Source organism: Paracoccus marinaquae (assembly GCF_018860165.1).
GTDB classification, from domain to species: domain Bacteria; phylum Pseudomonadota; class Alphaproteobacteria; order Rhodobacterales; family Rhodobacteraceae; genus Paracoccus; species Paracoccus marinaquae.
This window is the reverse complement of the sequence record NZ_JAHKNG010000017.1, coordinates 1-21077: the sequence shown is the minus strand read 5'-3', so window position 1 is coordinate 21077 and position 21077 is coordinate 1. Positions and strand designations below refer to the sequence as shown.

The 21077-nt window shown below is 66.6% G+C and carries 20 protein-coding genes; 7 read left to right on the top strand and 13 right to left on the bottom strand.

All coding sequences use genetic code 11. The annotated features are described in order from the left end of the window. Position 1: 1 nt before the first annotated feature. From KNW02_RS11090 to trhA, 3 genes are all read right to left on the bottom strand, one after another. Positions 2-1192 carry an MFS transporter gene (locus tag KNW02_RS11090; RefSeq protein WP_216033334.1) on the bottom strand — a complete coding sequence of 397 codons (1191 nt, stop codon included), beginning with the start codon at positions 1190-1192 and terminating at the stop codon, positions 2-4. A gap of 11 nt (positions 1193-1203) precedes the next feature. Continuing rightward, positions 1204-1848: a bifunctional 4-hydroxy-2-oxoglutarate aldolase/2-dehydro-3-deoxy-phosphogluconate aldolase gene (eda, locus tag KNW02_RS11085; RefSeq protein ID WP_216033333.1), complete on the bottom strand. Its 645-nt coding sequence runs from the start codon at positions 1846-1848 to the stop codon at positions 1204-1206. Positions 1849-1982: 134 nt separating this feature from the next. Beyond that, positions 1983-2648 carry a PAQR family membrane homeostasis protein TrhA gene (gene trhA, locus KNW02_RS11080; protein WP_216033332.1) on the bottom strand — a complete coding sequence of 222 codons (666 nt, stop codon included), beginning with the start codon at positions 2646-2648 and terminating at the stop codon, positions 1983-1985. Positions 2649-2852: 204 nt separating this feature from the next. On the opposite strand from trhA, the gene KNW02_RS11075 reads away from it, so the two are divergent. The 3 genes from KNW02_RS11075 to tsf all read left to right on the top strand — a co-directional run bounded on the left by KNW02_RS11075 (position 2853) and on the right by tsf (position 6336). Next, positions 2853-4403 carry a trimethylamine methyltransferase family protein gene (locus tag KNW02_RS11075; RefSeq protein ID WP_216033331.1) on the top strand — a complete coding sequence of 517 codons (1551 nt, stop codon included), beginning with the start codon at positions 2853-2855 and terminating at the stop codon, positions 4401-4403. Positions 4404-4563: 160 nt separating this feature from the next. Further along, positions 4564-5361 carry a 30S ribosomal protein S2 gene (rpsB, locus tag KNW02_RS11070; RefSeq protein ID WP_216033330.1) on the top strand — a complete coding sequence of 266 codons (798 nt, stop codon included), beginning with the start codon at positions 4564-4566 and terminating at the stop codon, positions 5359-5361. A gap of 84 nt (positions 5362-5445) precedes the next feature. Beyond that, complete coding sequence (gene tsf, locus KNW02_RS11065; RefSeq protein WP_216033329.1) at positions 5446-6336, top strand: translation elongation factor Ts; 891 nt, start codon at positions 5446-5448, stop codon at positions 6334-6336. 309 nt (positions 6337-6645) lie between these two features. Here tsf and KNW02_RS11060 read toward each other — a convergent pair whose 3' ends face one another. Continuing rightward, positions 6646-7605, bottom strand: a complete 960-nt coding sequence (locus KNW02_RS11060; protein ID WP_216033328.1) for a helix-turn-helix transcriptional regulator — start codon at positions 7603-7605, stop codon at positions 6646-6648. Positions 7606-7628: 23 nt separating this feature from the next. Here KNW02_RS11060 and KNW02_RS11055 point away from each other — a divergent pair, with 23 nt between their 5' ends. Together KNW02_RS11055 and KNW02_RS11050 are read left to right on the top strand one after the other, a co-directional pair. Continuing rightward, positions 7629-8213 (top strand): (d)CMP kinase, encoded by a 585-nt coding sequence (locus KNW02_RS11055; protein ID WP_216033327.1) that lies wholly within the window; start codon positions 7629-7631, stop codon positions 8211-8213. A 52-nt stretch (positions 8214-8265) separates the two neighbouring features. Beyond that, entirely contained in the window at positions 8266-9732 is a 1467-nt protein-coding gene (locus KNW02_RS11050) for an aldehyde dehydrogenase family protein (RefSeq protein WP_216033326.1), read from the top strand. Positions 9733-9816: 84 nt separating this feature from the next. On the opposite strand, the gene ade is transcribed toward KNW02_RS11050, so the two are convergent. The 7 genes from ade to KNW02_RS11015 all read right to left on the bottom strand — a co-directional run bounded on the left by ade (position 9817) and on the right by KNW02_RS11015 (position 17591). Continuing rightward, a complete protein-coding gene (gene ade, locus KNW02_RS11045; protein ID WP_216033386.1) occupies positions 9817-11511 on the bottom strand; it encodes an adenine deaminase in 1695 nt (564 codons plus the stop codon). Between the two features lie 135 nt (positions 11512-11646). After that, complete coding sequence (locus tag KNW02_RS11040; RefSeq protein ID WP_216033325.1) at positions 11647-12894, bottom strand: type III PLP-dependent enzyme; 1248 nt, start codon at positions 12892-12894, stop codon at positions 11647-11649. Continuing rightward, complete coding sequence (locus KNW02_RS11035; RefSeq protein WP_216033324.1) at positions 12881-13117, bottom strand: acyl carrier protein; 237 nt, start codon at positions 13115-13117, stop codon at positions 12881-12883. Before KNW02_RS11035 ends, KNW02_RS11040 begins: the two co-directional genes overlap by 14 nt. Continuing rightward, positions 13114-14703 (bottom strand): AMP-binding protein, encoded by a 1590-nt coding sequence (locus KNW02_RS11030; protein ID WP_216033323.1) that lies wholly within the window; start codon positions 14701-14703, stop codon positions 13114-13116. The genes KNW02_RS11035 and KNW02_RS11030 overlap by 4 nt, the downstream gene beginning before the upstream one ends. Beyond that, positions 14700-15236, bottom strand: a complete 537-nt coding sequence (locus KNW02_RS11025) for a serine O-acetyltransferase (protein WP_348524715.1) — start codon at positions 15234-15236, stop codon at positions 14700-14702. Before KNW02_RS11025 ends, KNW02_RS11030 begins: the two co-directional genes overlap by 4 nt. Before the next feature lie 140 nt (positions 15237-15376). Next, positions 15377-16423 (bottom strand): glycosyltransferase family 61 protein, encoded by a 1047-nt coding sequence (locus tag KNW02_RS11020; protein ID WP_252733732.1) that lies wholly within the window; start codon positions 16421-16423, stop codon positions 15377-15379. 43 nt (positions 16424-16466) lie between these two features. Further along, positions 16467-17591 (bottom strand): SGNH/GDSL hydrolase family protein, encoded by a 1125-nt coding sequence (locus KNW02_RS11015; RefSeq protein WP_216033322.1) that lies wholly within the window; start codon positions 17589-17591, stop codon positions 16467-16469. 243 nt (positions 17592-17834) lie between these two features. Between KNW02_RS11015 and KNW02_RS11010 the strand changes: the two genes are divergently transcribed. Further along, a complete protein-coding gene (locus KNW02_RS11010; RefSeq protein WP_216033321.1) occupies positions 17835-18626 on the top strand; it encodes an HpcH/HpaI aldolase family protein in 792 nt (263 codons plus the stop codon). Between the two features lie 243 nt (positions 18627-18869). Next, the gene (locus KNW02_RS11005; RefSeq protein WP_216033320.1) at positions 18870-19019 is read left to right on the top strand and encodes a hypothetical protein; all 150 of its coding nucleotides are present in this window, start codon (positions 18870-18872) and stop codon (positions 19017-19019) included. A gap of 66 nt (positions 19020-19085) precedes the next feature. Here KNW02_RS11005 and istB read toward each other — a convergent pair whose 3' ends face one another. Together istB and istA are read right to left on the bottom strand one after the other, a co-directional pair. Next, positions 19086-19880: an IS21-like element helper ATPase IstB gene (istB, locus tag KNW02_RS11000; protein WP_092431586.1), complete on the bottom strand. Its 795-nt coding sequence runs from the start codon at positions 19878-19880 to the stop codon at positions 19086-19088. Further along, positions 19870-21077: IS21 family transposase (gene istA / locus KNW02_RS10995; RefSeq protein ID WP_252733730.1), on the bottom strand; the 1208-nt coding region annotated here is incomplete at its 5' end. The genes istA and istB, both read right to left, overlap by 11 nt.

The window sequence follows — 21077 nt, the reverse complement described above, 5'->3', positions numbered from 1 at the left end:
CTCAGCTTTCCCGTGGGCGCATCGCCAGCCAGATCAGCGCTGCCCCGGCCAGCACCAGAAAGGGCAGCATGGCCAGATTGACCGCGTTCCAGCCCGCCTGCACCGATCCGCCGAGGCAGTTCATCAGCCCGCCCGAGGACAGCGAGGCCAGGAATACGCCGCCGAAGACGAAGAGATCGTTCATGCCCTGTACCCGGCCGCGCTCTTCCGGGCGATGGGCGCGGGTCAGCATGGCGGTGGCGCCGATATAGCCGAAATTCCAGCCCAGTCCCAGAAGGATCAGGGCGCCGAAGAAATGGCCCAGCTCCACGCCTGACAGCGCCACCGCGCCGGCGCCGGCAAGGATGATCAGGCCGAGGCCGACGATGCGTTCGGCCCCGAAACGCGCGATCAGGTGGCCGGTGAAGAAGCTCGGCGCGAACATGGCCAGCACATGGGCGCTGACGATATCGGCGGCATTGTCCGGCGCGAAGCCGCAGCCGACCACCGCCAGCGGGGTCGAGGTCATCACCAGGTTCATCAGCGCATAGGATACCATGCCGCAGATCATCGCCACGCCGATCTGCGGGCTGCGCAGCAACTCGGCCATCGGCCTTCCGCTGTCCGCGCCCGGCGCCGGGGCCGGCGGTCTTGGGATGTCGAGAAAGGCGAACAGCAGCGGTCCGGTCAGGTTCAGCAGGATGACGGCGACATAGGTGGCAAGAAACGGCACCGCGGTCAGGTCGTCGGTGACCCGCACCAGCGCCGGGCCGATGATCGCCGAGGCCAGCCCGCCTGCCATCACCCAGGATATCGCGCGGGGCGCGAAGTCCTCGCTGGCCGTGTCGGTGGCGGCAAAGCGATAGAAGCCCTGCGCCGACATATAGACCCCGGTCATGAGCGAGCCCAGCAGCAACAGCAGGAACGAGCCCGCCCACAACCCCGTGGCCGAGATCGCTGCGCCGACGCCACCGGCCGCGACCGACAACAGGAAGCCGGCGCGACGGCCGTGGTTCTGCATGAACCGGGCCAGTGGCCGGGCGGTCAGGGCCGATCCCAGCATGATCAGCGAAATGGGCAGCGTGGCGAGGCAGGGATTGGGCGACAGGATCTGCCCGGCCAGCCCGCCGATGATGAAATTCACCGACATCTGCGCGCCCAGAATGGCCTGGGCGGCGACCAGCACCGCGAGATTGCGATGTGCCCTGTCCATCAAGCTCTCGCTCAGCTCTGGCGCAGCGCCGTGGCGGTCCGGGCGCGATCCTCGATCGCGGACCAGTTGCCGTTGGCGACATCGGCATCGGTGGCGATCCAGCTGCCGCCGACGCAGACGACATTGGGCAGGCTCAGATAGCTGGCCGCATTGCCGGGTGAGACGCCGCCGGTGGGGCAGAAGCTGATCTTCGGCAGGGGGCCGGCCAGCGATTTCAGTGCCGGCGCCCCGCCGACCGCCTCGGCGGGAAAGAACTTCAGCATGTCAAAGCCCGCATCCGCCGCGCGCATCACCTCGGAGGCGGTGACCGTGCCGGGCAGCAGCGGCAGCGCCAGATCCTCGCAGGCGGCGATCAGCCGGTCGGTCAGCCCCGGCGAGACGGCGAATTTTGCCCCCGCATCCTTGGCGCGTTTCGCGTCATCGGGGGTCAGCACGGTGCCGGCGCCGACCTCTCCGCCCTCGACGCCCGCCATGGCGCGGATCGCGTCCAGCGCCGCGTCCGAGCGCAGCGTCACCTCCAGAACCGGCAGCCCCCCCGAGACCAGCGCCCGGGCCAGATCGGCGGCACGAGCGGCGTCGCGGATGACGATGACGGGAATGACCGGTGCCAGATTGCACAGGGCACGGGTCTGTTGCGATTGCTGCGCGGGGGTCATGGCGTCACCTCTTGCCGGAAAGTCACGCGCAAACTGGCCGCAACCGCCCGGTGATGCAAGGGATTTGCCGTCGCTGACCGTGGCATCGGCGGATTTATGTTAACGCTAGCAGGGTGAGGGGTTGCGAGCCTGTCTCAGAGGCCCGCCTGCCGGAACACGCTCAGCACCGCGACATAGTGAAGCGCCGCGGCGGCGACGACGAAGCCGTGCCAGATCGCGTTCTGGAAGCGCAGCTTCCGCCACAGGTGGAAGATCACGCCGGCGGAATAGATCATCCCGCCCACGACGATCATCACCACCGAGGCCGGCGGCAGGTGCAGCGTGATCGAGCCGAAGGCCAGAAGCCCGCTCCAGCCCATGGCAAGATACAGCAGCACGGCCAGCCGGTCATGGCGGCCCGGCAAGAGGCATTTCAGCGCCACGCCCAGCCCGGCCATGATCCAGATGCCGACAAGCAGCGCCAGCATCGCCGGGTCGTCGGCCGCGCCCGGTTGCAGGAACGGCGTATAGGTCGCCGCGATCAGGATGAAGATGGCCGAATGGTCAAGCCGCCGCATGACCCATTTCAGGCGCGACGGCGGCAGCATGTTGTAGGTGAAGGAAATCATCAGCGCGCCGACCAGACCCAGCCCGTAGATCCAGGCGGCGATCAGCATGCCCGTGCTGCCCCAGACGGTGGCCTGGAAGATCAGCACGGTCACGCCGATCAACGCCAGCACGACCCCGATCGCATGCACGACCCCGTCGGCCAGCAATTCATGAAAATCATACTCTCTGCCGAAACGAAAATGGTGGCTCATCGCCCCCGACCCCAAAACCAGATAATCAACACCTACGGGAATCACTATCGGCGAAAAACCGCCGACTGGCAATTTGTTCTTTTGGTCAATAATTCTGGGGCCCGGCCGATGTCGCAACCGGGCGAGGGACCGGCGCAAATGGCACGACCTCGGGTTTTTCCGCCCCTTACCAAGGGGCGATGTGGCATCGCGCAAGGGGACAAGATGACTGAAGACGCCATTGCCGAACGTCGCGGGCGACGCTCCGGGGGCGGGGCCGCGCGCCGGGCCGAACGGACCGCGACACGGGCCGAGTTCTCGCGCTTCATCACCCGCAACATTCCCGATCTCGAGATCCTGAACGCCGAGGCGCTGGAGATCATCGAGGCCAATGCCGAGACGGTGCTGGAGGAGATCGGCGTCAATTTCGTCGACAACCCGGCGGCGCTGAGGCTGTGGCAGGAGGCTGGCGCCGATATCGACGGCGAGCGGGTCCGCATCCCGAAAGGTCTTGCCCGCAGGCTTTGCGCGACCGCGCCCGCCACCTTCACCCAGCACGCCCGCAACCCCGAGCGCAATGTCGAGATCGGCGGGCGCAACCTGGTGCTGGCGCCGGTTTACGGCCCGCCCTTCGTGCGCGATCAGGCCGGTGGGCGGCGCTATGCCACGATCGAGGATTTCCGCAATTTCGTGAAGCTGGGCCAGATGTCGAAATGGCTGCATCACAGCGGCGGCACGGTCTGCGAGCCGACCGACGTGGCCGTGAACAAACGCCATCTGGACATGCTGCACGCCCATATGACGCTGTCGGACAAGCCCTATATGGGCTCGGTCACGCTGCCCGAGCGGGCCGAGGATTCGGTCGAGATGTCGAAGATCCTGTTCGGCGCGGATTTCGTGGACCGGAACACGGTGATGACCTCGCTGGTCAATATCAACAGCCCGCTGACCTTCGATTCGGTGATGATGGGCGCGCTCGAGGTCTATGCCCGCGCTGGTCAGGCCAGCATCGTCAGCCCCTTCATCGTCGGCGGCGCGATGGCGCCGGTGACGGTCGCCGGCACGCTGACGCAGGTTCTGGCCGAGGTGATGGCGGGGGTCGCCTACAGCCAGCTTGTCCGCGCCGGCGCCCCGGTGATCGCCGGGGCCTTCGTCACCTCGATCGACATGAACAGCGGCGCGCCCACCTTCGGCACGCCCGAGGCCGCGCAGATCACGCTGGGCGCGGGCCAGCTGATGCGCCGGCTGGGATTGCCCTATCGCAGCGCGGGGGCCTTCTGCGGCTCGAAGCTGCCGGACGCGCAGGCCGCCTATGAGACGGCGAACACGCTGAACACCGGCCTGATGGCCGGCGTGAACTTCATGCTGCATGCCTGCGGCTGGCTGGAGGGCGGGCTGGTCAGTTCCTACGAGAAATACGTCATGGACGCGGATCAACTGGGTGTCCTGCACCGGCTGGCGGCGGGGGTGGACCTGTCCGAAAACGGGCAGGGCATGGATGCCATCCGCGAGGTCGGCCCCGGCGGGCATTATCTGGGCTGCGCCCATACGCAGGCCAATTACAAGGATGCCTTCTGGCGGACCGGGCTGCTGGACTATAAACCCTTCGAGACCTGGGACGAGGAGGGTGCCCGCGACACCGCCACGCTGGCCGGGCTGAAGGTGCGCAGGATGCTGGACGAGTATCAGGCGCCCGATCTGGATCCCGGCATTGCCGAGGCCCTGGCCGACTATGTGGCGAAAAAGAAGGCGGCGGTGCCGGACGCTTTCGTGTAGGATTGCCGCACACCCTCTTGCAAAACCTGCGCGCAGGCTCTATCTGCGCGCTACTTCACAGGCAGGGGCGGGCCCTTGCGGGAGACATCCGCAAGTGGTCCACCGGTTGGGACGCATGTCCTGAATCCCCTGCCAAGGCGCAAACCGGAAAGGATATGGAATGGCGCTTCCCGAATTTTCGCTGCGTCAGCTTCTCGAAGCTGGCGTGCATTACGGCCACCAGACCCAGCGTTGGAACCCGCGCATGGGCGAGTTCATCTATGGTGACCGCAACGGCATTCACATCGTCGACCTGACCCAGACCGTGCCGATGCTGGACGCGGCGCTGCAGGTGATCCGCGACACCGTCGCCAAGGGCGGCCGGGTGCTGTTCGTCGGCACCAAGCGTCAGGCGCAGAAGGCCATCGCCGATGCGGCCGAGAGGTCGGCGCAGTTCTACATGAACCACCGCTGGCTGGGCGGCACGCTGACCAACTGGAAGACGGTCAGCCAGTCGATCAACCGCCTGAAGGCGATCGACGAGACCATGGCCGCCGGCGCCGAGGGCATGACCAAGAAAGAGCGTCTGGGCCTCGAGCGCGAGCAGGCCAAGCTGCAGGCCTCGCTGGGCGGCATCCGCGACATGGGCGGCCTGCCGGACCTGCTGTTCGTCATCGACGTGAACAAGGAGGATCTGGCGATCCTCGAGGCGAAGAAGCTGGGTATCCCGGTCGTCGCCGTGGTCGATACCAACTGCTCGCCCGAGGGCGTGGACTACATCATTCCGGGCAATGACGACGCCGCCCGCGCCATCGCGCTCTATTGCGATCTGGCCAGCCGCGCCGCCCTGGACGGGATGTCGGCGCAGATGGGCGCCGCCGGCGTTGATGTCGGCGCTCTGGCCGAGGCCCCCGAGGAACTGCTGGATGACGGCGAGGCCGAGGCCAAGGCGGACCAGCAGGCGACGGCTGACGCCTGAGCCCCGGGCGATACCGGAATGTTACGGGAATGTCGTCAGGCGGGGATATGCCCCGCCTGATGTCTTGAACAAAGGAGACGGATCATGGCTATCACCGCCGCGATGGTGAAAGAGCTGCGCGAAACCACCGGCGCAGGGATGATGGACGCCAAGAAGGCGCTGACCGAGAATGACGGCGACATGGAAGCCGCGATCGACTGGCTGCGCACCAAGGGTCTGGCCAAGGCGGCCAAGAAATCGGGCCGGATCGCCGCCGAGGGTCTGGTCGGCGTGTCCGTCACCGACGGCAAGGGTGTCGCGGTCGAGCTGAACTCGGAAACCGATTTCGTCGCCAAGAACGCCGATTTCCAGCAACTGGTCCGCGAGATCAGCGATGTCGCGCTGACCGTCGGCGAGGATGTCGAGGTGCTGAAGGCCACCAACCTGAACGGTCGCCCGGTGGCCGATGTGCTGACCGCTGCCATCGCCCGCATCGGCGAGAACATGACCCTGCGCCGCATGCATGTGCTGGAAGGCGACACCATCGTCTCCTATGTCCATAATGCCGCGGCCGAGGGCATGGGCAAGATCGGCGTTCTGGTGGCGCTGAACGGCCCGAAGGAAAAGGCCCAGGAAGTCGGCAAGCAGATCGCCATGCATATCGCCGCGACCAGCCCGGCCTCGCTATCCGAGGCCGATCTGGACCCGGCGCTGATCGAGCGTGAAAAGCAGGTCCTGACCGAACAGGCGCGCGAATCCGGCAAGCCCGAAAGCATCATCGAGAACATGATCAAGGGCCGGATGAAGAAGTTCTTCGAGGAAGTGACGCTGCTGGGGCAGAAATTTGTCATCAATCCCGATGTCACCGTGGCCGAGGCGGCCAAGGAAGCCGGCGTCGAAGTGACCGGCTATGCCCGCGTCGCCGTCGGCGAAGGCATCGAGAAGAAGGAAGAGGATTTCGCAGCCGAGGTCGCCAAGACCCTGAGCGGCGCCTGAGCGCGCCCCGCTGCGCCCCGCCGGCGCAGCGATCACTGTGACCCAGGACGACGCCGGCCATTCTGGCCGGCGTTTGTTTGCCCGGCCCCTTGTGAAGGACCGACCCCGAGGGGCGCATTGCGGGATCGGGGCAAAAATTCTGCCGGCGGGGGTTCGGATCCCACCGGCAGAACCGGCCGGATTTCTCCGGCCAGCGCCGATCCGGGCAACATCGGAAACCGGCGCAGCGTTCCTGGCGCCGAGGCGCCATCACTCACGGAACGGTTTTCCATAGACGCCGGCCCGGCGCGGATGAAAGTCAGGCAACCCCTACTGCGGCGGATTGTTGCTGGGGTCGCGGGTGAAAAGCTGGCGGCTCAGATGGGCCTTCAGGACCGCCTGGGCCGTGCTGTCCGCGGCGAAGTTGTTGCGCGCAAGCCGCAGATGCTTTTCGATCGTGGCCGCGCTGACGCCGATGATGGTTCCGATCTCGGTCACCGTCTTGCCCGTGGAACTCCATTCCAGCACTTCGCGCTGGCGTGGCGTCAGTTGCCCGGCCCCGTTCTGGCGGATCCCGGCCATGCGCAGATGCATGACCCAGCTCAGCGCGGTGATTTCTTGATGCGACACGGCCCATCTTCGTTCGACATCGTCATGCGTGGCACCCGCGAATGGGATCAGAAGCACGGCGCCCTGACCGTGCAGCACCGGGTCCCTCAGACTGATGACCTGCCCGGCCTCGAGGCCGAGGCGTCGGGCAAGCACGAACGCCTTGTCCGATCCATCCTGCGCGGACTTGCCGCGGTCCTGATACAGGTTCCGGGTCGAGATGGTGCCGGAATGGCGCGCGGACCAGCGCAGCCAGACTGACCGCGCCAGAAGGTCCGGGTCCTTCAGGAGAGGATCGAACTCCTGCGGGAAATTGCCGTATGTCTCGGTCTTGTCCCGAGAAAGTGCAGCCGGCAGTGTCAGCAGGAAGCGCGCCGCATAGAGGGTATGCCTGAAACCGAGGCCGCCCATGGCGTCCAGATAGGCGGCCCTGAGATCGGCCACGGTCGCGGAATCGATGACTCTTTGTAAATATATGGACAGCATAAAATCGCCGGAATGATAAGAAACACTTGAATATGTACATTGGATGACAGCCGGGCGGTTTTGCCAAGAGAAATTCTTCTCCTTCGCCCTGATCTGCCGGGGCACGGGGCCGATACCCGGCCTGATCGGCGGATTGTGGCGCAAAGGCTGGATTCCGGGCCGCAAGCCATGCGAAAGAGGGCGTCGCCGCGCCATTGCGTCCCTGTCGGAGCCCGATCATGTCTTTCATCGTTGCCATTGATGGCCCGGCTGCTTCGGGCAAGGGGACCATCGCCCGCGCGCTGGCCGATCATTTCGGCTTCCATCATCTGGATACCGGGCTGCTCTATCGTGCGACCGGGGCCCGGGGCGGCGACCCGGTCGAGGCGGCCCGCAGCCTGACCGCCGCGGATCTGGCCCGGGACGACCTGCGCAGCGCCGAGGCCGGGCAGGCCGCAAGCCGCGTGGCCGCCATCCCCGAGGTGCGGGCGGCACTGGTCGATTTCCAGCGTCGCTTTGCCGCGCAGAAGCCGGGCGCCGTCCTCGACGGGCGCGACATCGGCACGGTTATCTGCCCCGAGGCGCAGGTCAAACTCTATGTCGTGGCCTCGGACGAGGTGCGCGCGGCCCGGCGGGCGGCGGAACTCGGCGCCGATCCGGGCGCGATGCTGGTCCAGCTGCAGGAACGGGACGGGCGCGACAGTGAGCGCGCGGCGGCACCGCTGCGGCCGGCGCAGGATGCCATGGTGATCGACACCAGCGATCTTGCGATCGATGAGGCGGTGGCCCTCGCCATCGCCGCCGTGGATCGCCTGCGCGGCTGACGCTTGCGCCCGCCGACGCGATGCGCAAGGATCCCGGAAGAGGGAGGAGCCCATGAACATCGTGCCCCGGTCCTGCGCCGCCGCCTCGGACGGCATCTTCATCGACAATGCCTGGCGCCCGTCGGCCAGCGGCGCCACCCTGGCTGTCGCCGATCCGGCCACGGGTGAGGTCTTCACCCGCATCGCCGCCGGCAATGCCGCCGATATCGACGCGGCCGTCACGGCCGCCCGTCGCGCCTTCGAGGGTTCGTGGGGCAGCCTGACCGCGACCGAGCGCGGGCGGGTCCTGACACGCGCCGCGGCGCTGGTGCTCGAGTCCTTTGACGAGCTTGCCCTGCTCGAGGCCCGCGATACCGGCAAGCCCATCGGTCAGGCCCGTGCCGATATCACCGCGACGGCCCGCTATCTGGAATTCTACGGCGGGGCCGCCGACAAGGTGCATGGCGACACGATTCCCTTCCTGCCCGGGCATTTCGTCACCACCGAACATGTTCCCCATGGCGTGACCGGGCATATCATCCCCTGGAACTATCCCGCGCAGATGTTCGGCCGCACCATCGCGGCGGCGCTGGCGATGGGCAATGCCTGCGTGCTGAAACCGGCCGAGGACGCCTGCCTGACGCCGCTGCGCCTGACCGAGATCCTGCGCGATGCCGGCCTGCCGCCCGGCGCGCTGAACTGCGTGCCTGGCCGCGGCGAAGAGGCCGGCGCGGCGCTGGCGGCCCATCCCGGCATCGACTTCATCAGCTTCACCGGCAGCCCCGAAGTCGGCACCGCGGTGCAGACGGCCGCCGCCCGCCACCATATCGGCTGCACGCTGGAACTGGGGGGCAAATCCCCCCAGATCGTCTTCGCCGATGCCGATCTCGACCGCGCCATGCCGGTGATCCTGAAGGCGATCACCCAGAATGCTGGGCAGACCTGCTCGGCCGGGGCGCGGCTGCTGGTCGAGGACGGCATCGCGCAGAACGTCATCGAACGCCTGCGGGCCGGGTTTCCTGCCCTCACCGCCGGCCTGCAACAGGCGGATCGGGACCTTGGTCCGCTGATCAGCCCGGGACAACTGGCCCGCGTCCGGCGCTTCTGCGATCAGGCCGATGCCGACGGAATCCCGCTGATCGCGGAAGGCGGCGTCGATCCCGATGCCCCGCAATCCGGCAATTTCATCGCCCCCCGCGCCTATGGCCCGGTTCCCCGCGACCACCCGCTGGCCCGGCAAGAGGTCTTCGGCCCGATCCTGTCGCTGCTGACCTTCCGCGACGAGGCCGATGCCGTGGCACTTGCCAATGACACCGATTACGGCCTCGTCGCCGGCGTCTGGTCCCGCGATGCCGGCCGCGCGATCCGCGTCGCCCGCCGGATCATGGTCGGCCAGGTCTTCGTCAACGCCTATGGCGCCGGTGGCGGGATCGAACTGCCCTTCGGCGGCATGAAAAAATCCGGACATGGCCGCGAAAAGGGCTTCGATGCGCTCTATGAATTCGCCGCGACACGAACCATGGTGATCCGGCACGACTGAGGCCCTGCACGACCGAGAAGGGGCCGCCCCTCGCCCTCTTTCCAAATACCTCGGGGTCCGGGGCAGCGCCCCGGCCATCGGATCCTATCCGGCGATGATCTCGAATTTCTCGACATCGACCATGCCCCGGTCGGTGATCTTCAGCGCCGGGATCACCGGCAGGGCAAGGAAGGCAAGCTGCAGAAACGGCTCCTCCAGTGTCACGCCAAGCCCTTCCGCGGCGGCACGCAAGTCGATCAACCGATCACGCACGGCCTCGAACGGCTCCAGACTCATCAGCCCGGCCAGCGGCAGCGCCAGTTCGGCCAGCACCTTGCCGCCGGCGGCCACCACGAAGCCGCCCTCGATCTCGGACAGGCGGTTCGCGGCCAGTGCCATATCCGCGTAATCGACGCCGACCACGGCGATATTGTGGTGGTCATGACAGACGGTCGAGGCAATGGCCCCGCTCTGCATGCCGAAGCCCCGCACGAAGCCGGTGGCGATATTGCCGTTCCGCCCGTGCCGCTCGATCACCGCGATGCGCAGCAGGTCGCGGGCCGGATCGGGGCGCTTGTCGCCATCCTCGGGCGCGATCTCGACGCGCAGATGCTCGGTGATGATCTTGCCTTCGAGAATGCCGATCACATCGGTTTCGGCGCGGTTGCCGGTGCAGCGGAAATCGCGCGTCGAAACCCGCGGCGCCCGGACCGAGCCTCGCCCGACCGGTTCAACCTCCCCGCGCGCGGCGAAGGCGGCCGCATCGACCACGCGCCCGCCGGCCAGCACCAGTTGCGCGCGGCATCCTTCAAGGCTGTCCAGCGCCACGATATCGGCGCGCAGCCCCGGCGCGATCAACCCGCGATCCTTCAGCCCGAAGGCCTCGGCCGCCGACAGGGACGCCGCGCGATAGGCCGCGAGCGGTGGCGTGCCCAGTTCGATCAGGCTGCGGATCATGTAGTCCAGATGCCCATGCTCGCCGATATCCAGCGGGTTCCGGTCATCGGTGCACAGGCACATATAGGGCGCCGTCCGCTCGGTCAGAACCGGTTGCAGCGCGCGCAAATCCTTGCTGACCGAGCCCTCGCGGATCAGCACCCGCATCCCCTTGCGCAGCTTTTCCAGCGCCTCGGCGGCAGTGGTCGCTTCGTGTTCGGTGCGGATCCCGGCGGCGATATAGGCGTTCAGATCCCGTCCCGACAGCTGCGGGCAATGGCCATCGACATGACCGCCCGCGAACAGACGCAGCTTGGCCATGGCGCCCGGGTCGCGCCGGATCACGCCGGGATAGTTCATGAACTCGGCCAGCCCCAGCCCCGAGGGATGGCCCATAACTCCGCGCAGATCCTCCGCCTCGATCCGCGCGCCCGAGGTTTCCATCTCGGTCGAGGGCACGCAGGACGACAGCTGCACCCGCAGATCCATCATGAGATATGCGCTCGCGCGCTGGAAATAGCGGATCCCGTCCAGCCCGATGACATTGGCGATCTCATGCGGGTCGCAAATGGCGGTGGTGATCCCGCGCGGCGCGACGCAGCGGTCGAACTCGAAGGGCGTGACGAGGCTCGATTCGACATGCAGATGCGTGTCGATGAAGCCCGGCACCAGCACCAGCCCGGCAACATCGATGATGCGATCGCCCTGATAGTCGCCGATTCCCGCGATCCGGTCGCCGCAGATCGCCACATCGCCCTCGATCATGCCACCGGTGACCAGATCGAAGACCCGCCCGCCGCGCAGCACCAGATCGGCGGGGATGTCGCCGCGTGCCTGTGCAATGCGTTTTTCCAGATCGTCCATCAGGGCCTCCATCATCATCGTGGCAGCCCACAGAACCGCATTGGCGGGGCGGGGTCCAGTGCCGATCCCTTCGCACTCTTTGCAAATACCTCGGGGGTCCGGGGGCAGCGCCCCCGGCCTTCACGCCTGCGCGCCTCAGTCGCGCAGGCCTGCGCCCTCGATCCGGGTGGCGTCGGTCAGCTGTCCGCCGGTCGCCAGCACCTCGCGCGGGGTGGGGTGGCTGATGAAATTCACCGGGCTCGAGGTCGGCCCGTAGGCGCCGCTGGCATGGATCGCGATCAGGTCGCCCGCCTCGACGCGGGGCAGGGCGACATTGCTGCCCAGCTTGTCGATCGAGGTGCAGAGCGGGCCGGAGATGTCGATCTTCTCCTCGCCGCCCTCGTCCTCGCCCACGCGGTGCATGACGTAATTGCGGCGCAGCACCATGCCGAAATGCCCCGACGCCGCCAGATGCCCGTTCATGCCACCGTCGCAGATGGCGATACGCGATCCGCGCGAGTCCTTGGTCGAGATCACGCGTGTCACGAAATACCCGGCCGGCCCGACCAGATAACGGCCCAGTTCCAGCACCAGTTCGGTCCCGGCAAAGCGCGGATCGGCTTTCAGCGCCTCCAGTCCGGGGGCCGCAGCCGCCGCCACCTCATCCAGATCCAGCGCTGCGTCACCCGGATGATAGGGGATGCCGAGGCCCGAGCCGAAGATCAGCCGGTCGGGGCGCAGGTCATGGGCGGCGCAAAGCTCGCGGAAGATGGCGATGAAGATGCCCCAGTTCTCGACGATCGCGGCGGGCTTCAGGCATTGCGTGCCGGAATAGACATGCATACCCGCGACGCGCAGGTTCGGCAGCGACAGGATCTCGGCCAGTGCCGCGGGTGCCTCTTCGACATCGATGCCGAAGGGGCTGGGCCGGCCGGCCATCTGGTCGCCGAAGCCCTTCGGCACGCGGTCGGGTGCGATGCGGATCAGCACGTCCTGACGCCGTCCGGCCTCGCCGGCGATGCGGTCGGCCAGCCGCGCCTCGCGCAGGCTCTCGATCACCAGTTCGCCCAGACCGTCCCGAATGACCCGGCCGAGTTCCGCCTCGCGCTTGGCGGGACCGGTAAAGCTGGCCCGCGCGGGGTTCCACCCGGCGCCGGTGGCCAGCATGAACTCTCCGCCCGAGGAGACGTCGATGAAGGGCACCCGGTCCTTCAGCCATGACAGCAGCGCCGGGTTCGGGTTGCATTTCATCGCATAGGACAGCCGGAACCAGCGGCCGAACGCGGCCTCCAGCGCTGCGATCCGCTCCTCGATGAGATCGGTCAGATAGACATAGGCCGGAGTGCCGAAACGCCCCGCCGCCTCTGTCAGGATGCGGTCGATATCCGGGTCAGGCCTGCTCACGCGCGTAGTCCACGATCCGCTGCAGGGTATCGAAATTTTCCAGCGTCACATCGGCCGGGCGCACCTCGATGCCCGCCTTTTCCTCGACGAAGCCGATGATGTTCATCATCGCCACGGAATCGAGGATGCCGGTCGAGAAGAGTTCGGTCCCGGCATCCAGGTCGTCCTCGATGTTCAACTCGTCGCGCAGAAAGCGGATCAGGTCGTCGGCGGTCAGGCTCATGCGGTGTCCTTCGGCTGCGCCGCCTTCGCGGCGGCGATGATCTTGGGGCGATCCAGCTTGCCGCTGGCGGTGCGCGGCATGGCACCTGCCCAAGGGTGAATATGGCGCGGAACCATGTAATGCGCCATCGCCTTGCGGCAATGACCCATCAGCGCGGGCGCATCGGCCTCGCCCAGCAGGCAGGCGGCGACATGGACGACCTGGCCGGCATCGTCATCCGCGACCCCGTAGGCGACCACATCGGTGACCATGCCCGAGGCCGAGACGATATCCTCGACCTCGGTCGGCGACAGCCGGAAGCCCTGGGTCTTGATCATCTCGTCCATGCGGCTGACGAACCACAGATCGCCGTCCTGGTCCAGCCGCACCAGATCGCCGGAATAGACCACCGGCGCGTCGCCCAGCACCGCGCGCAGTTCGGGGCAGGGGCGGATCTTCTGCGCGGTCAGATCCGGCTGTTCCCAATAGCCGAGGCTGACCAGCGGGCCGCCATGGACAAGCTCGCCCTGCTCGCCGGGGCCGGCGATCCCCTCGCCATGCTTGATGACGAAGATCTGCGCGTTCGGGATGCCATGCCCGATCGACCCCTTCTTGGCGGCAAAGCGGGCCGGGGGCAGATAGGTCGAGCGGAAGGCCTCGGTCAGCCCGTACATCAGGAAGAACTCGACGCCCGGAAACACCCCCGGCATCAGGTCGAGGATGTTCGGGGGGATCTTGCCGCCGGTATTGGTGACCCGGCGAAGCGCGGGCAGGGGCGTGCCGGAATCGGCCAGGTAACGCACCACCTGATTCCACAGCGGCGGCACCCCGGCGATGGTCGTGGCACCGTGCTCGGCGGCCATGCGCACCACCTCGGAGGGCATCGAGACCGGCTGGTGGATCACCGTCGCGCCCAGAAGGAAGGCGTCGGTCAACTGGTTCAGGCCGGCATCGAAGCTGTAGGGCAGGACCGACAGCAGCCGGTCGTCCTCGGCCAGCCCCAGATAGTCGCAAACCGAGACGGCGCCGATGCGGATATTGCGATGGCTCAGCATCACGCCCTTGGGCTTGCCGGTCGAGCCCGAGGTATAGATGATCATCGCCAGATCGCCGGGATCGGGCCTGGCCTCGGCCGCATCGCTGGCGGGCAGGTCGTCCCAGGCGGAGGCATTGCCGGGCAGGGCCGAGGGCCGGCCCTGCACCAGCAGATGTTCGACCGATTCGGGCAGCGGCTCGGTGGCCAGCCCCTTCAGCACCCCCGAGGGCAGGATCGCCGCCCGCGCCCGGCAGTCGCCCGCGACATAGGCCAGTTGCATGGGTGTCCATTGATGGTTCACGTTCACGACGACCGCGCCGATCTTCCAGGCGCCGAACATCGCGGTGACCTCGTCGATGCCCTTGCGCAGATGCACGATCACCCGGTCGCCCGCGGCGACGCCCGAGGCGGCCAGCCAGCCCGCGACCCGGTCGGCCCCGGCCGCCACCTCGGCATAGGTCGCCTGCCGCCCGGCGTCGATCAGCGCCACCTTCTCCGCGCGTTGCGGCAGGTTGTCGGCCAGCAGCCGCCACATCGTGCTTTCGCCGATTTCGAGGCCGGGTGCGCTCATGCCTTGTGGTCCTTTTTCGCCTTCTGCGCGAAGATCGGCAGGTTCGGGAAGATGCGGGCGGGTGAGCCGACGACGATGCTGTCGTCGGGCACATTGGTCGTCACGGCGGTATTGGCGCCGATCCGGACCCGGTTGCCGATCCGGATGCGGCCCAGCACGGTCGAGTTCACCCCGATGAACACGTCATCGCCGATCTTCGGCGCGCCCGGCCCCATATTGGTGCCGACGGTGACATTGTGCATCACCCCGCAGCGATCCCCGATCACCACGTCGGGATGGATCGATAACGATCCTTCGGCATGGATGATGTGAAAGCCCTCGCCCAGCGTGACCTCGGGCGGGATCCAGACCTTGGTGACGTTGAGGATAAACAGGCACATGAGGCCATAAATCTTGTTGGCAAGCCAGCGCGCGGCCGGGTTCCGGCGCTGCCGCGCCCACCGGCCATAGCGATAGACCGCCAGCGAGACGAAGGCCGGATCGGTACAGCGGCGGCCATGCCGTTCATAATCCTTGCGAATTTCACGCCACACCGGCAGACCACTCCGAACTGACACAACAGGATGAGGGCGGGTCGCGGCGGACGGCCCCCTGTCTGGACGATGCGAAAATGACCGCTGGGCGCGGCCAATTCAAGCCGATATTGGCTTGAATGCAGACGATTTGTCCAAATCTACAGGATCAGGTCCAGTGTCCGCTGCACCTCGTCCCATTCGATCCGGAACCCGCGCGCGGTGCCACGCCCGACCAGCAGCGCGAAACGCTGCTGCCAGCGGTCGGTCAGAAGCTTCATGGCCGTCGTGGTGCGATCGGCGGGCTGCATGGTCAGCAACGTGCCGCCCGGCGGCATGACCGCCAGCCCGTGATTGAGCTGGCTGCCTTCGATCCCGGCGACAATCCGGGTGGCGCCGCAGGCATCCAGCAACTCGTCCACCGTATGCGCCTCGGGGAACATCACGCGGAATCCGTAGCGCGCCTGCAGGTTCTCGGCGATCTCGGCCTCGTTTTCGAGGATGCGGGCATCGCCGCTGCCGCCACGGAACAGGAAGATGCCGGGATTGGGCGCGGGATCGCGCCCCTTCAGCAGCCGGGCGCGCATGTCCTGCGCGCGGGCGATGCGGCCGGAATTGTTGTGATGGTCGTCAAACAGGATCAGGTCGTCGAAATGGGCGTCGCCGATCCGTTCGGGGCTCATGCCCAGAAGCTCCTCGTAGCGCGGCACATGCCCACCGCGCGGCGGGGTCGAGGTGACCGGCCGGCCGGTGGTTTCGGCCAGGCGATAGCTGAGGCAGTCGTCCAGCAGCCAGTTGCCGAACCAGCGGTTTCCGACCCAGGTCTCATAAAGCGCGCCCGAGAGATTGCGCCGCGGATGTCTGAGGGGCAGCGCCAAGTGGCTGCGCCGGCGCAGGTGCAGTTCGGACGACCCGGCGTAAAGAACGCCGTCGACGAAATCGACATCGCGCAGGCGATAGCCCATGGTGGCGGGGATATGCTCGGCCGGATCGCCCGGCAGCGAGGCCATCACCGCCTCGCGCGAGGCGAATTCGACCGCAGTGACGCGCTCCGCCTGCCCGGGCAGAAGAATGACCGGCGGCACCTCGCGGGTTTCGGCCGGGCTGATCTCCCAACGCTCGACGGCCAGCTCGGTCAACTCGCGCATATGGTGGCCGACCAGACGGTGCAGCTTGTTCGTTAACGGGCGCAGGCTCTCGATAGGCATGGCTCGGGCTCCAGAACAGGGTCAGGGAACCCGCTCCGGCCGGTCAGGCGTGTGGCGCAGGACCCGCAGGTTTGGATTCCGCTCGCCCGGGTGCCTCGCGGCTGCCGGATGCACCGACCGGCAGGCTGGCCGGTTGTGGTGGCGATTCCAGCAGTCTGGTCAACGCCCGGGCGATCAGTTGGTGATCGTTCAGTGACGGGTGCCAGTGACAGGCGGTGCGCGCCAGTTCAGGCATGACCAGCAGATCGGCCTGGTCGCCGTCGGCGGTAAAGGCATCGCGGGCGGCCCGATGGGCGCGCACCAGATCCTTGCCGTATTCGCCAAAGGCAAGCAGGACGATCCGGGCCGTCGGCGCCTCGGCGCGACGGTCGCGCATGAATTGCAGCAGGGCGTCCGCGAAGGGGGGATAGTTGAGCGCCAGATCCTCGGGATCGGCGTAGTCGTTCGGGCCGAGGGCGATGACGATCACGTCGGCGGCGGGTTCGGGATCGTGCGGGGTGTCGCCCTGCAGCGGCAGCGCGCGCGCATAGACCTTGGCCATGGCCGTGTCGCCGCCGCCGCCAAGATTGCGCACTAGCCCGATGCCCGAGGCCGCGATGATGCGGTAATCCGACCCCAGGGCGCGGGCGGTCATTGGGCCAAAGGCGCGCGACGTGTCGGTGGCCAGATACTGCGCCTCGGACGAGCAGTCACGCCCAGGGGCCGTATTGCCATATCCCACGGTATCGGAATCGCCGACGAATTCAATCAGCGGCCGGCGCTCGGGCGGCGGCAGGGGCGTGGCCTCGGGCGGCAGGAAAAACCCGCCGAAATGCCCGACTTCGGCCTGTTCGCTCAGTTTTTCGAGGCGGATCTCATGCGTCCCGGCCGCGAGGCCGGAAATGCGCAGAACCCCGCTGCCGACCCGGGTCAGTTCCACCTCGGCATCGTCCAGCGTAAGGCGATAGCGATTCGAACTGTCGCGGATCGCCACCTCGATCCGGCTGCCGACGAAGCGGGCCGAGGCCTGGAATCCCGGCCATTGGTGGTCAAGGTCATCGCCGTCCTGGGCCGTGCGGCCGACGACGCGGGCGGGCAGCGGCTGCATCGAGGCGTCGGGATCGCTGCCACGCGCCAGCAGAACCCGCAGCCCCGACGGGGCCTGCTTGGTGATCAGGACCGGAGGCATGGGACCTTCGGCTGGAAGGGGCGGTCGGGCTGCCAGCAGTCCCACCGAAAAAACGCTGGCCGAAGCCAGTCCGGGCAACAAGGCCCAGACGATCCTGACAAACATTCGCCCCTCGCCAAGTTGCGGGTGGTTGCGCGGAATATATCGCAGCGCGGAATACCGGCAAGAGGATAGCACGCGACTTGTCCTTTTTGTCATGCCATGTTTGCCTGTCCGGCGGGCGGGTTCAGGAGGCGGGCGGCAATGCGGTTGAGAACGGATGATTTTCGTGGCCATTTCACGGCTGGCGGCAAGGCGGTCAACGGCTGGTGCGGCCTTCCCTCGGCCGTCACGGCCGAGATCGTCGCCCGCGCCGGCTTTGACATGCTGACCATCGACATGCAGCACGGGCTGGTCGATTACCAGATGATGCTGACCATGCTGCAGGCCATGTCGGCCGTCGGCGCGCCCATCTTGGTCCGGATTCCCTGGAACGAGCCCGGGATCGCGATGAAATGCCTCGATGCCGGGGCGGCGGGGATCATCTGCCCGATGGTCAATACCGCCGACGATGCCCGCGCGCTGGTCGCCGCCTGCCGTTACGCGCCGCTGGGGCGCCGCAGCTATGGGCCGGTGCGGGCAGGCGCGCTTTATCCGGATTACGTCGCGCGCTCGGGCGATCTGGTGCAGGTCTTCGCGATGATCGAGACGGCCGAGGCCCTGGCCAATCGCGACGCGATCGCCGCGGTCGAGGGGCTGTCGGGCGTCTATGTCGGCCCTGCCGATCTGGGCCTGTCGCTGGGGCACGAGCCGACCCTGACCCCCGAGGCCCCGGATGTTCTGGCCGCGATCGCCGCGATCCGTGCCTCGGCCCATGCGGCGGGGCTGCTGGCCGGGGTGCATTGCGGCTCGGGGGCGATGGTGCGGCGGATGCTGGCCGAAGGGTTCGACTTCGCCTCGCTGTCCACGGATGCCGGCATCTTCTCCCGGGCCATCGCCGCGGCCCTTGCCGGCGCGGGCGCCCCGCAGGAAGGAGACGACGGACGCCGACCGTAACGGTGCCCGGAACATTGGTGAGGAGATCACGGCGAAAGCGCCCGGGTTGTCCGTATCGACGGCGGTTCCCGAAAGGTCTGGGGCAGGGTTGGCCAGGCTGACCAGACATATCCCACATATCTCGGCGCCCGGGGGTGCGGGCATCGGTTTTCTCGCGCATCGGCTGTTTTCAGGCGGGATTGTCCGATCCGGGGGGCCTGACGGGCTGGCTTATGATGCAAGCCCTGCCCAGAATGATGACACATGAGTGATGAGGGTTCCGGTATGAAGCATTCCCTGCTGGATGAACGCGAACAGATCGAGACCGCTCTGGACAGCGCGGTCGGGCTGGCTCAGGCCGCGATTCTTCTTCTAGGGTCTGTTGACGTTCATTTTGTGAGGATGATGTGTTGATTTCCACCCAGAACTGACCCGGGGTTTCCATCGAGAAGTGACCCACCTTGGATTATGCTGAGCGGGTCATGATTGGGTCAAGACATGGCTTCCCTCCCTCTTTTTCCGCGTTGCTGCAGCCGCGCTGTCCTTGAAGCGGAAGCTGTCGTTTCCGGTCTCGAGGATGTGGCAACGATGGGTCAGCCGATCGAGGAGCGCGGTGGTCATCTTGGCGTCACCGAACACTGTGGCCCACTCGCTGAAGCTGAGGTTCGTGGTGATGATCACGCTGGTGCGCTCGTAGAGCTTGCTCAGCAGATGGAAGAGCAAGGCGCCCCCTGAAGCGCTGAACGGCAGGTATCCGAGCTCGTCCAGGATCACCAGGTCGAGGCGGGTGAGGGTCTCCGCGATGTGTCCGGCTTTTCCCTTGGCCTTCTCCTGCTCAAGAGCGTTAACGAGTTCGATGGTCGAGAAGAAGCGCACTCTCCGGCGATGATGCTCGATGGCATGGATGCCAAGCGCGGTTGCGATATGAGTCTTCCCGGTGCCGGGGCCGCCGATGAGAACGACGTTCTGCGCTCCTTCCATGAACTCTCCGCGATGCAACTGGCGCACCGTGGCCTCGTTCATCTCGCTGGACGAGAAGTCGAAGTTGGGCAGATCCTTGTAGGCCGGGAAGCGTGCCACCTTCATGTGGTAGGCGATCGAGCGCACCTCGCGCTCCGCGACCTCAGCCTTCAGGAGCTGCGTCAGGATCGGCACGGCGGCTTCGAACGCCGGCGCACCCTGCTCGATCAGGTCGGTCACGGCTTGAGCCATCCCGTGCATCTTGAGGCTGCGCAGCATGATCACGATGGCACCGCTGGCTGGGTCATGACGCATGGCGGCCTCCAGCATCGCGAAGCCGCAGCTCGTCATAGCGCTCCACATTGGCCCGGGGCTCTCGCTTGAGGGCCAAGGCACCCGGCGGGTCGATGGAGGGAGCGTCGGTCGACTTCCCGTCGATCAGGCGGTGCAGAAGATTCAGGACGTGGGTCTTGGTCGCGACGCCCTCGGAGAGCGCCAGCTCGACCGCGTTCAGCACCACTTGCTCGTCGTGATGCAAGACCAGGGCAAGGATATCGACCATCTCCCGATCTCCCCCGGGCCGTCGTAGCAATTGGCTCTGCAATTGCCGGAAGGCGGGCGGCAGATCCACGAAGGGGGCGCCATTGCGCAGGGCTCCGGGCTTTCTCTGGATGACGGCCAGGTAGTGGCGCCAGTCGTAGATCGTTCTGCCGGGCAGATGGTGAGATCGCTGGATTAGCCGCTCGTGCTCGCACAGGATTTGCCCTTCCGCAGCGACCACGAGGCGATCGGGGTAGATCCGGAGGCTGACTGGTCTATTGGCAAAGGAGGCGGGGACGCTGTAGCGATTGCGCTCGAAGCTGATCAAGCAGGTCGGTGACACGCGCTTGCTCTGCTCGACAAAGCCGTCGAAGGCGGGCGGCAACTGCATGAGCGCCGCTTGCTCCGAGCCCCAAGCATCCGCGATGCTGCCGGCGAGGGTGCCATGGGGGATTTCGCGCCAGAACTCCATGCAGCGCCGCTCCAGCCATGCGTTCAGCGAAGCAAGGTCGGGGAAGTTCGGCATGGGGTTCCATAAGCGCGGGCGGGCGTCCTGGACGTTCTTTTCGACCTGACCCTTTTCCCAGCCCGCCGCCGGATTGCAGAACTCCGGCTCGAACACGTAGTGGTTTGCCATGGCCAGGAAGCGCATGTTCACCTGACGCTCTTTGCCACGGCCAACCCGGTCCACCGCCGTCTTCATGTTGTCGTAGATCCCACGCTCCGGAACGCCGCCAAAGACGCGGAAGCCGTGCCAGTGGGCATCGAACAGCATCTCGTGGGTCTGTAGCAAATAGGCTCGGACGAGGAAGGCGCGGCTGTGAGACAGCTTGATATGCGCGACCTGCGGGAGTGTCCGATCTTTTGTGTATGATTGATCGGGTCCATGCTTCACCGAAAGGAAGCATGTATGACGATCTCCAAGGAAATTCTGGACGAGTTGCTGAAAGGCGTTGAGCGCCCGGAGGACCT